Raw genomic sequence first — 14,426 nt, 5'->3', positions numbered from 1 at the left:
CCTGCTAATCTACCTGGGTATGGACTGGAGTATGAAGCGCATCAATGTCTGGGTATGCTGTTGCAACTATTGTCTTCTCACGAAGGAATGGGACAAGAGCTAGTTGCTGCTGGGCTTTGGAGTCCGGTGACCTCCAATCGCCGTGCAGCGCTTCATGTACTCAAGGTATGGTCTTCTGAGATGTGGGGAGAGAAAACGACAGAGCGCCTTCGCCGCTTATCGGTAGCTGAAACGGAGGAGTCGATTAGAGAACAGATTCGGGAAATACTTTAATGATAAGGGAGGGAACAACATGACAGATGTGAAGCATGGGCAGGGTTTCATTCAACCGGACATGTGCGAGACGATTTTGCGTGAGCTGCGCGCGTTGGAGCAGGCGGAGCAGGTGCGCATTGTATACGCTTGTGAATCAGGCAGTCGGGCATGGGGGTTTCCTTCACAGGACAGTGACTATGATGTACGATTTATCTATGTAAGACCCGTAGAATGGTATTTATCTATCTTTGATAAGCGGGATGTGATTGAGCGACCCATCAGCAATTTGCTGGATATGAACGGCTGGGATTTGAAAAAGGCACTCCATTTGTTTCGCAAGTCCAATCCGCCTTTGCTGGAATGGCTGCAATCTCCGATTCCCTATCTGGAGCAGTATTCAGTGGCTGACCAGATTCGTGCGATATCGCCGTTAACTTTCTCTCCGAAGTCCTGTGTGTACCATTACCTGAATATGGCGCGGGGGAACTATCGGGATTATTTGCAAGGAGAACAGGTGAAGATTAAAAAGTATTTTTATGTACTGCGCCCACTGCTGGCCTGTGGCTGGATTGAACGTTACAACAGCATGCCTCCGATGGAATTCGTAGACTTGCTAGAGGAATTAATTCCGACCGATACAGAACTTTATCAGGTGATCGGGCATTTGCTACAACGTAAAAAAGCGGGCGAGGAACTGGATATGGAGCCACGGCTTTCGGTGGTGAATGATTTTATCCAGCAGCAAATTGCTTATTTTGAACAAAAGGCGCCCTTGCTTCAGCATGTGGAGAGTGGACGGGATCAGCAGTTGGATGATTTGTTCCGCACTGCGGTGAATGAAGTATGGAAAGCATAAGCTGGGAAGGAGAAGTGGAGTATGCACATCACGCTAAAAGCAACTGGAACCCATGCAGGGATGATTTCGCATTTGCTTGCTAAGAATCCTTACAATACGTATGATCGCACGGAAAAAGGCGCACGTGTACGCATGGTGTACACTGTTTTTACCGAGGAAGAGGCTGAGATCGTCATTCAGGCTTCGCCAGATTCGATTGATTTGGTCAAAAACAGTCCGGACAGCTATGACATTACACAATATATTAATGACCGGGAGTTTGTAACTAGCAGCTTATTTTGCACCTATATTCGTGGCTCGCTTGGCACAGCCCTGAACGGCAAACCCAAGGAAGACTATGCAGGATGGGTGACGCACCCTTTTGCGCTGGAGTTATCGTTTGGGCCCGTTGCTTCGGATTTACCGGATTCTGTGGTGGAGGGGCTATTCGCTCCGCTGGGCTATCAAGTGGCCATAGAACGAGGGGAAGCGGATTATTCTTTTCAGCTGAAAAATCGAAGCACCGTCAGATATGTCACGTTAAGTGGCCACCAGACGGTACAGTATGCGCTGCGTCAGTTATTGCTGTTGATTCCGGTGCTGGATAATTATAAGCATTACTATATTAGTGAAGAAGAGTTCGACAAGCTGAGACGTTACGGTGAGGGCTGGCTGCCAGAGCATCCACTACGCGAGCTGATCATTCGACGCACGCTTCGTTTTACCAATCTGATTGAGCAATTTGAGCAATCTGAGCAATCTGCTTCTGCTTCTGCTGAAACAACAGGTACAAAAAAACACATTGAAAAGGATACTGTCCAAGCTCAAAAGGATAAGCACGAACAGGTTCAACAGCCAGAACAGCCACAGGAGGAAGGGAAGCAGCAGCCTACTGTACGGCTGAATGAACTGCGATATCAAGCCATTATGGACGTGATTCGCAAGCTGCCTCGCAGACAGAAAATCGTAGATTTTGGTTCAGGGGAAGGGAAGCTATCGGCTCGGATGGCCCGAATGACGGGCATTGAAGAAATTTGGGCGGTGGAGCCGTCTGCGTATGCACAGGTGAGAGCCATGGAGCGTTTTGCCAAGCTGGAAAGGCATACCGACGCGATCATTCCTACACCCATGATGGGCTCACTCTTTTATTATGATGAACAATTGCGGGGCAAAGATGTGATGATCCTATGTGAGGTCATTGAGCATGTGGACGAGCATCGTCTGAACCGGGTGATGAAGACGATTGTGACGGAGTATCAGCCGGGCGTGCTGATCGTGACGACTCCCAATCGTGAATATAATGAAGTGTATCGTATAAATCAGCAAGAGCTACGGCATGGCGATCACCGTTTTGAATGGAGTAGAAGCGAGTTTCAGGAACGATGTGAGCAGTGGATTGCGGAAGCTCCTTATTCGGTAGCGCTGAAGGGGATCGGAGAAGAGGTCGAAGGCTTTGGACAACCGACCCAAATGGCTATATTTACGTGCAGAAAGGAGCAGAAGGAAGCATGAGCAATTCATCCAAACGTACGATTCATTTACCGCATGCTGGACTGGTTGTGTTGGTGGGGGCCTCCAACAGTGGCAAAACCACATTATTGGACAGGCTGGTGAGCGAAGGGATTCTACTGGAGACAGAAGTGGTATCCTCGGATCATTTTCGCAAGCTGGTCGGAGATACGGAATTTATAGACTGGAGTGGACTTCCAAGGCTGGAATCGGACGTACTGTTCTATGAGTATCAGCAAATGTCAGCCAAGGCGTTTGAGGCGATGGATACGATTCTGGCCATGCGCTGTCGCTTGAATAAGCTGACGGTTGTGGATGCCACCCATTTGTATGCTGAGGATCGTCAAAAATATGTACAGCTGGCAGCCAAAGCGCATGTTCCTGTTATGGCCTGGGTACTGGATGTACCCGAAGCTGTGCTGCTGGAACGGGATTTAGGCAGGGAGCATCCGCGTGGCCGCCAACGGGTCAAGCAGCAGGCACAGCTGTTAAAGCGGAACCTGCGTGGTATCCGTGAGGAAGGCTTTAACGCTTGCTATATCCTTAAGGATATAGAAGAAATGAATTTTGTCCGCCGTGCGCAGCCACTGTTTCATGAGATTGGCTCAGGTATTGACATCATTGGTGATATCCATGGGTGCTATCGTGAGATGCTGGAAGTGATAGAGCGGCTAGGATATACGGAAGATACGGAAGGACTCTACCATCATCCAGATGGTAGAAGACTAGTATCTGTCGGGGATGTGATGAGCCGTGGCCCAGAATCGTTACAAGCGGTGCAGTTCTGGAAAAAGCACGTGGATGCCGGACTAGCGTATATGATTGACAGCAATCATGGCTGGAAAATCGGCCGTTACCTCGATGGAAGAAAGGTGACTCTCAGTCATGGCGATGAACGATTTGCAGAGGAACTGGTCCAATATGAACAAAAAGCGGGCAAGGCAGCGGTAGAACAGCTTAGAAGCGAGTTGAGGGATTTTCTGCTACATGCACCCTCTCATCTTATTTTTGGCAGAAATGGATTGCGACATGTGGTTGTGGCTCATGCCGGGATTAAGGATCATTTTATTGGCAAACAGTCGACACGTATTTCTGATTATTGCCGCTATGGAGATACGGAAGGACAGGATGCGAACGGAAAACCGATCCGCAAGGATTGGTTCGTAGACCATGAATCGGGAGAAATAGTAGTATGGGGACATGATCCGAGACCGCAGCCTACCCTTGTGAACCAGACGGTGAATATTGATCAGGGTGTGGTATTTGGCGGTATGCTGACCGCTTATCGTTATCCAGAAAAGGAATTTGTCAGCGTTTCGGCACATGAGAATTATGCGAATGATCCCGATAGCCCACTTGTCCGGTGGCAGAGAAAACGGTTTTCCCCGCCGAACTTACGCAAGCTAATCGCTGGTTACAGTGTGCTGACGGAAACGTATGGCGAAGTGCGCGTACAAGGAGAATGGATCAAATCCGCTATAGATACCGTGTCACATGTGACTGTACCCATGGAGGAGCTGGTGTATATTCCACCGACGATGAGCCCTGCTCCAGCGGTGTCTGCAGAGGAAGGATATCTGGAGCATCCACGTGAGGCGCTGGCTTATTATCGCGGGCAAGGAGTACAAACGATGGTGGCCGAGAAAAAACATATGGGTAGCCGGGCTATTCTACTATTATTCAAAAACGAACAGGCCGCTGTTCAATATGTAGGCTACCCGACATTGGGCACGATCTATAGTCGGAGTGGGAGAGCTTTCTTTGAACAAAGCCTTGGGAAGCAAGTGATGGAGAAGCTGAATGTGGATCTACGGACTGCTGGATATTTTGAACGGAACCAGACGGATTTTGTATTGCTGGATGCGGAAATTGTACCGTGGAATCTCAAGGCTCGGGAACTGATTGCTGCACAGTATGCGCATGTGGGGGAGGCAGCTCTGTTGGATCGCAGTAAGCTGGTAGACAAGCTGAAGCAGGCGAAGGTTGCAGGTCGAGAGGTTGGAGACTGGCTGGAGGAAATGGAACAGAAGTACGCGAATGCCGTAACGTTTCAAGAGGCTTTTCAAAAATATTGCTGGGATGTGGACGGTCTGGATGAAATTCGTATCGCACCGTTCCATACGCTGGCACACAGCGGAAAGACTTTTTTCGACCATTCTCATATTTGGCATATGGAGCAAAACCGGGAGCTGGCTGGGCTGTCTTCCCTGTTTATGGAGACAGAGTATCGCGTTATCACGGACGAAGCAAGCGAGGAAGAGGTCATTCGCTGGTGGAACGAGATGACAGAGGATGGTCATGAGGGGATTGTGATCAAGCCGGAACGCTTTTTGATGAAAAATCGGGACAAGATGATTCAGCCTGCAATCAAGGTGAGAGGCCGGAAGTATTTGCACATCATTTACGGTATGGATTATCTTGCTCCTGAGAATTTAAAGCGTCTGAAGCAGCGTCGAACGAACAAAAAGGAGCGTCATGCCCTGATGGAAGGAGCGCTTGGTATGGAAGGCGTGGAACGTTTTGTCCGCAAGGATACGGTGGATCGTATTCATGAATGCGTCCTTGCCGCGCTATCTCTGGAATCGGAGCCGATTGATCCGAGATTGTAGTTTGCGAAGGAGGGAATGAGATGGAAAGGGGTACACCGTTAATTGATATTGGCGTGAACTTGATGCACCGTTCGTTTCATGCGGATCGGGAACAGGTGGTAGAGAGAGCCGCAGCTGTAGGGATTTCACCCCTGATTATTACCGGGACCAGTGTCCGCAGCAGTCGGGAGGCTTCTCAGTATGCAGCACGTTATCCGGGCAAGCTGTATGCGACAGCTGGCGTGCATCCCCATGATGCCAAAGACTGCAGCGCAGATACGATTCAGCAGCTCCGCCAGCTGGCGAGTCAGCCGCAGGTCGTATCCATAGGGGAATGCGGATTGGACTACAACCGTGATTTTTCGCCGCGTGATGTGCAGCGCCGATGGTTTGGGGAGCAAATCCAACTGGCGGGTGAGCTGAATATGCCGTTATTTCTGCATGAACGAGATGCACATGAGGATTTTGTTGCTATGCTGCGGGAATATCAAGGGCTTGTCGATAAAGCAGTGGTGCATTGTTTTACAGGCACGGAACAAGAATTGCATACGTATGTAGAGATGGGACTGTATATCGGGATCACCGGCTGGATTTGCGACGAACGGCGTGGCAAACATCTGCGTGAACTGGTCAGAGATATTCCCTTGGACCGTCTGATGATTGAAACGGATGCTCCATTTTTGACCCCGCGTAATTTGCCCGTGAAGCCCAAAGAAGGGCGTAATGAGTCGATGTATCTCGCTCACATTGCTGCTACGATAGCCGAATGTACAGGCCGAAGCATGATGGAGATCGAAATCGCCACGACGGAGACAGCCAAACGTTTCTTCGGATTATAGGATTGTCAAAGCCATAGATGTGGTATATATTATAGTGAATTAAAAAAGCATTGTCGGGAGCTTGAGAAAGTCAGGCTGAGAGGGTGGCCCTTGCCACTGACCGTGAAATCTGATCTGGGTAATGCCAGCGTAGAGAAACCAAGAACACTATACAGGAATGCCGCTTGTTTCGCGGTTGTCGATAGATACAATGTATGTCCTAGCATTTTACCTTGACCCTGACTTTGGCTTGGTATCAGTGTAGTAGCTTAGACTACTGGTTATATAAGGCATATCGACGAATGATGTTTTGTATGGTGCTTCACCTTTTACTGCGCATAAAGCTTGCCTGGAGATTCAGCTCCAGACAAGCTTTTTTTTATGGCCAAGAGGCCAATTATAAGGATAAGGGGAGCACGCAATAATGAATACTGCTGTAAGAGCGTCCAAAGGGTTGAAGCTGACTGATATTTTGGTCACGATTGTGATCGCTGTTGTGTTCGGGTTAGTCTACAAAATATGGGGACCTGCCTATGATTTGATGAAACCATTCGGTCTACACGCCGAGCAACTGATGTATGGCATGTGGTTTATGGCAGGCACGTTTGCTTATCTCATCATTCGCAAGCCGGGTGTTGCAATTTTGGCAGAGGTGGCAGCGGCAACGGTCAGTGCTTTTTTGGGAAGCGAATGGGGGATGTCCACCTTGTACTATGGCCTGCTGCAAGGCTTGGGAGCGGAGCTATTTTTTGCGGCTTTTCTGTATCGGAACGCAAACCTGTGGGTTGCTTCGCTAGCTGCGGCCGGGGCGGCTGTCGCTTCTCTGATTTTAGACTTCAGCTACGGGTATATTGATCAGCTTTCGACCTGGAACTATGTTTTGTATATCGGTTTTCGCATGATTGGCAGCATTGTGATTGCCGGGGTATTCGCGTTCTATCTGGCTAGGGCATTGGAGGTAACCGGAGTCACGCGAAGTTTGAGACCCGCAACGGAACAAGATTATAAGGGACTGGATTGATGAGCCAGGCAACCGAAGATGTGGTGGCTTCGATCACCCGTCTTCGGTTGAAATTCCCCGGTGAGCAGGAGCTGTTTTTTCACAATATGTCTTTGTCTGTCCGCAAGGGGGAAAAGCTGCTGTTGCTGGGACCGAGTGGATGCGGTAAATCAACGCTGCTCCAAGTGTTAAGCGGTCTGATTCCACGCACGATAGAAGTGCCTATGAAATGCGATGCTGCTGTAATCCCAAGTGTCTCAGGTATTGTATTTCAAGATCCTGATACGCAGTTTTGTATGTCATATGCAGACGAGGAACTGGCTTTTGTGTTGGAAAATAATCAGGTTCCTCGTGAGCAGATGCGATCCCGTATTCGCGAGCTGCTGATACAGGTTGGTCTATCAACGGATGATATACACATGCCCATTGGCAGCATGTCACAGGGAATGAAACAGCGGCTGGCGATTGCGTCTGTGCTGGCTATGGAGCCAGAAGTGCTTTTTCTGGATGAGCCCACGGCTTTGTTGGACGAGGAAGGCACTACACAGGTGTGGGATACCATTCGAAACATTTCGGTAGACCAGACACTGGTGATCGTGGAGCATAAAATTAATGAAATTGTCCATGATGTGGACCGGATTGTGGTGCTTTCTGCTCAAGGGGAGATCATTGCGGATGGAAGGGCGGAAGAAGTATTTCATGGGCAGCGGCAGGCATTGTCCGAGTATGGCGTGTGGTACCCGGGAGTATGGAGTGAATCGTCTTCGCCGCGTTGGAGTGAATCAGTGACACAGCAGAATGGTACAGGGATTGATTTGCTGGAGCTGGAACATTTTAGTGGCCTCCGCGGTTTAAGTTCAGTGATTTATGTGGAGCATGCGCAGGTGAAGCCTGGCGACTGGATTGGCGTGGTCGGTGAAAACGGGGCTGGCAAAAGCTCACTGCTGCTCTCCATGATGCGCTTACTTCGCACACAGGGACGTTATAGCGTGCGCGGAATTGAGGCAGGCAGTACGGAACAATTGGCAGAGCGTATCGGGTTCGCGTTTCAAAATCCCGAGCTGCAATTCGTAGCACACACCGTACGAAAGGAACTAGAGTATTCGTTACCCAAGAGCTTGTTCACCGTTGAACAGTGCCGGGAACGGGTCGATCGGATGCTCGTACAATTCGGACTGGAGCGGCTGGACGAGCGTCATCCGTATCAGCTTTCATTGGGCCAAAAAAGGCGGTTGAGTATTGCTACGGCTATGATCCGTGAGCCGGAAGTGCTGCTGCTGGATGAACCGACTTTTGGGCAGGATGCGCGTAATACCTTTGTCATGCTGGATATGTTGGAGCAGCTGAGAGCGGCAGGCACGGCCATTGTGATGGTCACGCATGACCCAGAAATTGTCCATCGATATTGTACCGATATATGGCGGATTCAGAAAGGGGAACTACAGTATGAACCTGTCCTTTCCCCATCATAAAACATGGCTGCATCGTGTGAATCCGGGCCTAAAGCTCGTTATGTTTTCCATACTGTTTGTGGTCGTTATAGTCATTCATGATCCGAATGTCATGTTTAATGTTGCGTGTGCTATGCTGCTGCTGCTTGTCTGGTCAGGCCATCCATGGAAGCGGCTGCTGCTGTATGGATCTCCCTTTATATTGGTGTTTATTTCAACCTCAACGGGCATGATGATGTTCGGCAAAGGGGTGACGACCTGGTGGACATGGGGCCTGATCCATATTACGCAGGAAAGCTTTTATCGGGGTATACATCTGGGCTTTCGTGCGCTGAGTATGGCGGCGGTAGGGTTGCTGTTTGGTTTAACGACTCGTCCAGTGGACCTTTTTTATTCACTGATGCAGCAATGGAGGCTCTCTCCGAAGTATGCGTATAGCTTTTTGGCAGCCATGCGGTTGATGCCCATGATGGTGGAGGAATTCCAGGCATTGAGACAAGCCCATCGTATTCGAGGTTTACATCAGCATGTGTCCAAATGGAATATGTATGCCACGCTTCGCAGGTATGCAATTCCGCTGCTCGCTCAAAGTATCCGGCGTGCACAGCGAATTGCTATTGCCATGGAAGCCAAGGGTTTTACTAATGAAACCAAACGCACGTATTATTATGCGATTGGCTATTCGGCTGTAGATATTGTGTTCATATTCTATTTTGTCATCATGCTTACGCTGGCTTGGGGACTCGGTATCTGCTTTCCTTACGTGGGGGTGTGGGATGTACGTTAATTGTTGTCAAAAGGCTTTGCCCGTTTTCTGCTCTGTGGTATATTAATGCAATGGGAATTGACGGCTCGTACAGACCCGCCTGGGCTGGCGGGCTTATTACATTTTCCCTGAGAAATGGATCATCAGGAGGCCAGGTTTCATGATTACGCTGCATCAGGTAAGCAAGTATTATACCACCTCAAGCGGCCAATTTCATGCGGTTCAATCCGTGTCCCTTCAAGTGGAGGAGGGGGAAATTCACGGTATCATAGGTGCCAGCGGTGCCGGTAAGTCTACGTTGCTCCGGTTGATGAATGTATTGGAAAGGCCGGATGAGGGAAACGTGGTTGTGAACGGGGAAGATCTGACTCGCATGCCGGAAAAACGTCTCCGTGAAGCGCGGCGATCGATAGGGATGATTTTTCAGCATTATCATCTTGTTCACAATCGGACGGTCAGTGGAAATGTGGCAATGCCGTTGGAACTGGCAGGTGTCGCGAAAAAAGAGAGAGCGGAACGTGTGAGCGAATGCCTGCAATTCGTCGGTTTAGCTGATAAAGCAGAACAGTATCCGGCACAACTGAGCGGAGGCCAAAAGCAACGTGTGGCGATAGCCAGAGCGCTGGCGAATCGACCTGCGGTGCTGCTGTGTGATGAGCCGACCTCGGCGCTTGATCCGCAGACGACCGCGGATATTCTGGGCGTGTTACGGGAGATCAACCGGGAACTGGGAGTTACCATTGTAATCGTAACGCACGATATGGACGTGGTACGCAATATTTGTACCCGTGTATCAGAAATGCGGGATGGGCAGCTGCTTTCAACGCAACGTGTAGTTGACGCTGCGGTAGGTTCAACAGCGGAAGCAGGTGAAGCTGATGAATGAAATGCTGAGCATCATTGCGCAATACCAGTCTGAGATATGGAAAGCCATCGGGGAGACGTTTATCATGGTGGGGATTTCTATCGCAGCAGCTGTACTGTTAGGGCTTCCGGCAGGAACGATTTTGTATTTGTGCGGCAAAGGGCAAAAATATGAAAATCGACTGCTGTTCACCTTATTGAACAGTGTGGTCAATGTCATCCGCTCGTTCCCGTTTTTGCTGCTCGTCGTGTTTATGATTCCATTTACACGTCTGGTCGTAGGGACGGCGCTGGGCACGATGGCTGCAACGGTTCCCTTGTCAGTGGTGGCCATCGCCTATTATTCGAGGCTGGTGGAGCAATCATTGCTTGAGGTGCCCAAGGGTGTAATTGAAGCCGCTACTTCTATGGGGGCATCCACCCTCCAGCTTATTTTTAAATTTCTGTACGTGGAAGCTCGTTCCGGGCTTGTACTGGGTTTGACCACGTCCACCATTAGCTTCATCTCCTACTCCACGGTGATGGGCATTGTGGGCGGCGGCGGGGTAGGCGATTTTGCCATCCGCTACGGTTACCAGCGTTTTGAAACAGGCTTGATGGCGTTCACCATCGTCGTCATGATTATTTTCGTACAAACGATCCAGTTCACCGGAAGCACCATATCCCGCCGGATCGACAAGCGGTAAGAGGTTAATGAATCTCTTCATTAACAATTGCACCACTCACTATGGGAAATAAAAATGACTTTACAGTACCTCAAAAGCGGAGCGGGCAGAATTGTCTGGAGAAGCGCCAGCGTTCGCCTTTGAAATGGGATTCTAACCTATAAATTGTGTTACAAATCAGAGAGAATCCCATTTCAACAGCGATCAGAAGAACAATCTGCACGTGAAGCGGCTGTACTGTAACTCATTTTTTATCTTCCCAATTACAATTTACTTGGAGGTTCCTCATCAAATGAGTCGGAAAAACAACATGAAAACGAACTTGAAACTACTCACACTATTTGCTGTCGTTATGCTACTGGTTGCCGGATGCGGTGGTCAAAAGCAGGCTGCTCCAGAAACACAGTCTAAAGAAGCAACTTCCCAAAAAGAAGTGACCTTGAAAGTAGCAACGCTAATCCCACCGATGACAGATGTGCTGGATATCGTGAAGCCGCTGCTTAAACAGGACGGAGTCAATCTGGAAATCGTCGTGCTTTCAGATAATATCCAACCGAATAACGCATTGGCAAGCCATGAAGTGGATGCTAACTTCTTTCAGCATGCTCCTTTTATGCAACAATATAATGAAAGCAACAAGTCCAATTTGGTAGCGGTAAAACCAATTTACAATGCCATTTATGGCGCGTACTCCAAAAAATACAAGAACATTAAAGACCTGCCCGAAGGTGCGACCATTGCTATTGCCAATGACCCGGCCAATACCGGACGCTCTTTAGTAATGATGGAGCAAAACGGTTTGATCAAGCTTAAAGAAGGCGTAGGCTATAATGCTACACAGGCTGATATTATTGAGAATAAGAAAAAATTCGTGTTTAAAGAAGTGGATTTGTTGATGCTGGCGCGGTCACTGGATGATGTGGACATGGCTGCCATGTATCCCGCATATGCCAAGCCGCTCGGTCTGACACCGAAGAAGGACGCGCTGATTACCGAAAAAGACGATACGCACTTTGCCATTAATCTGGTAGCGCGTAAGGATAATGCAGATTCCGATGCTATTCAAAAGCTGGCAAAGCGAATGACTGGACCGGAAGTACGTAAATTTTTTGAGGATAATTACAAGGACAGCGTTGTTCCAGCATTTTAAATAAATGAGGATTTTGCAAAAATCCAATAAGCGACTTCCAATGAATAGGATATAGATCGAAATGGTTTAGTTCGTTTATATCTTGCACGTTGGAGCGACTGGAATCGAATTTTGCAAAATCCTGAAATAAGTATGTTGAAACATCGTTTTATGATGAAATACGACCTGTATAATGGAAGGAAGTCTGTGAAGAGCAGATGGTCTCCCTTGTGCAGGTCTTTTTTTCATCCTTAATATGGAAAGGAATGATCGAAAACAGGGTATAAAGTCTTATTTTTTAAGATTTTAGGGTGTTACACCGCTGCAAATTTTGGTCATAAAGGGCGATGGAGTAATGATAAGGAACATATTAAAATAAATATACGAACAAACATTCGTTTTCGATTTCGTTAACGGTGTTTTTAAACGGGTCAAAAAATTCAGCTGACAACGGGCCAAAAGCGTGAATAAAAAGGAAGGGGAACGACATGAAGCTGTTTGTAACTGTAAAAAGTTTGGGAAAGCGCAAGCCCGCACTCGCACGACAGGAATTAGAACTGAGTCCTGCTCCAGAAACATTGCGAGATTTGATTACTGCAACCGTTGCTCTGAATGTTCAAAAGCTACGGGAAAAGCAGGAGAGTGTCGCGCTGATTCCGTTCCTCACGGGAGAGGAAGTTCAGGCACAAGGCGAGATAGGCAAAGTAGGATTCGGTTCCATATATAATGACGGTGTCCCGGATATTAAGGATGCTGTGAACACGGCGATGCAGGCTTTTGAAGATGGTTTATACAGAGTTTTTGTATGTGACGAGGAAATTATTGAACTGGATGCTCCTTTGTCACTGAAGGATGGGAATGAGATTGTATTTATACGCTTCACAATGCTGGCTGGAGGCCTATGGTAGAGGGGGAAACGAAATATGCATCAAGAGAACAATGAGCAAGAATATTTCACCACACTGAAGGAGCGCGCGGCGCAACTGGATGGACAACAACAGGAGTTGGCTCAGTATGTTGTGGAACTGGGTAAGCTTCATTACATACAGGAGAACGAGGAGCCATTTAACGAATGTCAGCGAATATTAAAAGAACGGGCGACAGAAAGCGGAGAACCGCTGTTTAAGCCACTGACAGAGGTATTACGTGCTCTAATTGGACAAACAGCGGGCGATGTATTCGCCCATCTAACAGAGCATGTGACTGAATATCCATACAGCACAGGGTATGCGCGAAAACCGTTTCGCACTTCGGATATTACGGCCCATACTTCCCGGATTTATAAAAGAATGGTGCAGTTGATCCGAATGGACTGTATCGGGTTCTCTGTAATGGATTATTTAACAAAAAAGGATTATGAACCAGGCAGGGATTACCGGATTCAGGAAACGATTGGTGACTGGATTGCTTATGAGCTGGATAACGGTAATTCGCAGGTGCTTGAGGCGTTAAAAGCTATTATTTATGGGGATAATCAGGCTGCGTTACTTACGCGCAATATGATTAAAGGCATGCTCCTGAGTCATCAGGAGGAGAATTATCGCATGATCGGCGAGCTCTTGGCAGCCGCCAAGCTCCAGGAGGGATTGCGCCAAAGTATCGTGGAACAAATGGATGAAGGAACCCCGGAGGCTCTAATATATCTGTTAAAGGTGATCATCGACCAAGGCTTCATTCGTTACAGCTCGGTAGTGCGGGCGCTTGCAGTATGGACAGGCATGGGGCTGGAGTCCGCCAACCAGCGGGTCGTTCGTCAACTGATCGAGCAGGCATATGAAGCATTGACTCGTAGTGAACTGCGCCAAGAATGGCTGACCAGCTCAAATGCTAATGAAGTATATATGAGTTTGTGGGCTACCGCAGTACATGAGGAACGTGATTTGTATGGACAGGTTCAGAAACTCATGGAGCAGGGAGCACCTTACCAGAAGATCGTAGCGCTTTATGTACTGTCTAACAGTGAAAACAAGGATGTGCGCCTCGGAATCGCGAGAGAATATTTGGATGAAACGGACCCGGAGCTTCAATATTGGATATTGACGAACTATACAAGCAATTATTTTTATGAATGGATAGAAGGCGGGACGGTCGCGGATCGGATTGTTAAAGTGGTGCGCACTCCTTTGCTGGAGAGCAAAGAGGAGCGGCGTAAAGATTTTGAACGACTTCATAACCTGTTTGTACATATGAAAAAGGGTGAGTCCACCGAGCCTTCCAAGGTGCTGGATTTTGTTAATCTGTATCACCGCTCAGATGCACCTATTCAAAAAATGCTGTATCTCGCTGGTTATGATATGGACGCTTCCTGGATTGGGGAAATCATAGCCTTAAAGGAACAGATTAGCCCTAATCTGCGTGGCGAACTGTTGAACCATTTTGTGCAAAACCCTGAGGATACGGTACAGCGTGATTTTATTTTTTCCAGTTTGTCTGACAAAAGTATGAGTATCCGTGAGTTCGCTGTGGCCAAGGCGCGTAAGCTGACGCTGTCGGAACCAGAAATGCAACAAATGGAAGCCTTATTAAAGCTCAAGACGGGATCGTTG

12 protein-coding genes, 1 pseudogene and 1 riboswitch are annotated in these 14,426 nt (G+C 48.3%); all 13 genes and pseudogenes read left to right on the top strand.

Annotated elements, in window-relative coordinates:
* Positions 1–273 (top strand): annotated as a pseudogene (locus GRP75_RS11885) (limonene hydroxylase); the annotation flags it as partial.
* A gap of 19 nt (positions 274–292) precedes the next feature.
* Positions 293–1,111, top strand: a complete 819-nt coding sequence (locus tag GRP75_RS11880; RefSeq protein WP_160789401.1) for a nucleotidyltransferase domain-containing protein — start codon at positions 293–295, stop codon at positions 1,109–1,111.
* Positions 1,112–1,132: 21 nt separating this feature from the next.
* Positions 1,133–2,602, top strand: a complete 1,470-nt coding sequence (locus GRP75_RS11875; RefSeq protein WP_160789400.1) for a 3' terminal RNA ribose 2'-O-methyltransferase Hen1 — start codon at positions 1,133–1,135, stop codon at positions 2,600–2,602.
* Positions 2,599–5,208, top strand: coding sequence for a polynucleotide kinase-phosphatase (locus GRP75_RS11870; RefSeq protein WP_160789399.1), 2,610 nt, complete (start codon positions 2,599–2,601; stop codon positions 5,206–5,208). The genes GRP75_RS11875 and GRP75_RS11870 overlap by 4 nt, the downstream gene beginning before the upstream one ends.
* 20 nt (positions 5,209–5,228) lie before the next feature.
* Positions 5,229–6,026 carry a TatD family hydrolase gene (locus tag GRP75_RS11865; RefSeq protein ID WP_076265211.1) on the top strand — a complete coding sequence of 266 codons (798 nt, stop codon included), beginning with the start codon at positions 5,229–5,231 and terminating at the stop codon, positions 6,024–6,026.
* 44 nt (positions 6,027–6,070) lie between these two features.
* Positions 6,071–6,180: riboswitch (TPP riboswitch) on the top strand.
* 249 nt (positions 6,181–6,429) lie between these two features.
* Entirely contained in the window at positions 6,430–7,026 is a 597-nt protein-coding gene (locus tag GRP75_RS11860) for an ECF transporter S component (protein ID WP_023987157.1), read from the top strand.
* Complete coding sequence (locus GRP75_RS11855) at positions 7,026–8,477, top strand: ABC transporter ATP-binding protein (RefSeq protein WP_160789398.1); 1,452 nt, start codon at positions 7,026–7,028, stop codon at positions 8,475–8,477. The genes GRP75_RS11860 and GRP75_RS11855 overlap by 1 nt, the downstream gene beginning before the upstream one ends.
* Complete coding sequence (locus GRP75_RS11850) at positions 8,452–9,243, top strand: energy-coupling factor transporter transmembrane component T family protein (protein WP_028542050.1); 792 nt, start codon at positions 8,452–8,454, stop codon at positions 9,241–9,243. The genes GRP75_RS11855 and GRP75_RS11850 overlap by 26 nt, the downstream gene beginning before the upstream one ends.
* Positions 9,244–9,382: 139 nt before the next feature.
* Complete coding sequence (locus GRP75_RS11845; RefSeq protein ID WP_160789397.1) at positions 9,383–10,108, top strand: methionine ABC transporter ATP-binding protein; 726 nt, start codon at positions 9,383–9,385, stop codon at positions 10,106–10,108.
* A complete protein-coding gene (locus tag GRP75_RS11840; protein ID WP_013308947.1) occupies positions 10,101–10,772 on the top strand; it encodes a methionine ABC transporter permease in 672 nt (223 codons plus the stop codon). The genes GRP75_RS11845 and GRP75_RS11840 overlap by 8 nt, the downstream gene beginning before the upstream one ends.
* Before the next feature lie 271 nt (positions 10,773–11,043).
* The gene (locus tag GRP75_RS11835; RefSeq protein ID WP_160789396.1) at positions 11,044–11,901 is read left to right on the top strand and encodes a MetQ/NlpA family ABC transporter substrate-binding protein; all 858 of its coding nucleotides are present in this window, start codon (positions 11,044–11,046) and stop codon (positions 11,899–11,901) included.
* Positions 11,902–12,368: 467 nt separating this feature from the next.
* Positions 12,369–12,788, top strand: a complete 420-nt coding sequence (locus GRP75_RS11830; protein ID WP_160789395.1) for a hypothetical protein — start codon at positions 12,369–12,371, stop codon at positions 12,786–12,788.
* Positions 12,789–12,803: 15 nt separating this feature from the next.
* On the top strand, positions 12,804–14,426 hold a 1,623-nt coding region (locus GRP75_RS11825), incomplete at its 3' end, for a DUF5724 domain-containing protein (RefSeq protein WP_483311089.1).

It is taken from the genome of Paenibacillus sp. OT2-17, assembly GCF_009827695.1.
In the GTDB taxonomy this organism is placed as follows: Bacteria; Bacillota; Bacilli; order Paenibacillales; family Paenibacillaceae; genus Paenibacillus; species Paenibacillus polymyxa_B.
Note: the sequence above shows the minus strand (reverse complement) of the source record. Positions and strands in the feature narration are given on the sequence as shown.

Excerpts from the sequence above, each read along its gene's own strand:
- GRP75_RS11835 (WP_160789396.1), top strand. The coding sequence starts at position 11,044 with ATGAGTCGGAAAAACAACATGAAAACGAACTTGAAACTACTCACACTA.
- GRP75_RS11855 (WP_160789398.1), top strand. The coding sequence starts at position 7,026 with ATGAGCCAGGCAACCGAAGATGTGGTGGCTTCGATCACCCGTCTTCGG.
- GRP75_RS11850 (WP_028542050.1), top strand. The coding sequence starts at position 8,452 with ATGAACCTGTCCTTTCCCCATCATAAAACATGGCTGCATCGTGTGAAT.
- GRP75_RS11880 (WP_160789401.1), top strand. The coding sequence starts at position 293 with ATGACAGATGTGAAGCATGGGCAGGGTTTCATTCAACCGGACATGTGC.
- GRP75_RS11840 (WP_013308947.1), top strand. The coding sequence starts at position 10,101 with ATGAATGAAATGCTGAGCATCATTGCGCAATACCAGTCTGAGATATGG.
- GRP75_RS11860 (WP_023987157.1), top strand. The coding sequence starts at position 6,430 with ATGAATACTGCTGTAAGAGCGTCCAAAGGGTTGAAGCTGACTGATATT.
- GRP75_RS11830 (WP_160789395.1), top strand. The coding sequence starts at position 12,369 with ATGAAGCTGTTTGTAACTGTAAAAAGTTTGGGAAAGCGCAAGCCCGCA.
- GRP75_RS11875 (WP_160789400.1), top strand. The coding sequence starts at position 1,133 with ATGCACATCACGCTAAAAGCAACTGGAACCCATGCAGGGATGATTTCG.
- GRP75_RS11870 (WP_160789399.1), top strand. The coding sequence starts at position 2,599 with ATGAGCAATTCATCCAAACGTACGATTCATTTACCGCATGCTGGACTG.
- GRP75_RS11845 (WP_160789397.1), top strand. The coding sequence starts at position 9,383 with ATGATTACGCTGCATCAGGTAAGCAAGTATTATACCACCTCAAGCGGC.
- GRP75_RS11865 (WP_076265211.1), top strand. The coding sequence starts at position 5,229 with ATGGAAAGGGGTACACCGTTAATTGATATTGGCGTGAACTTGATGCAC.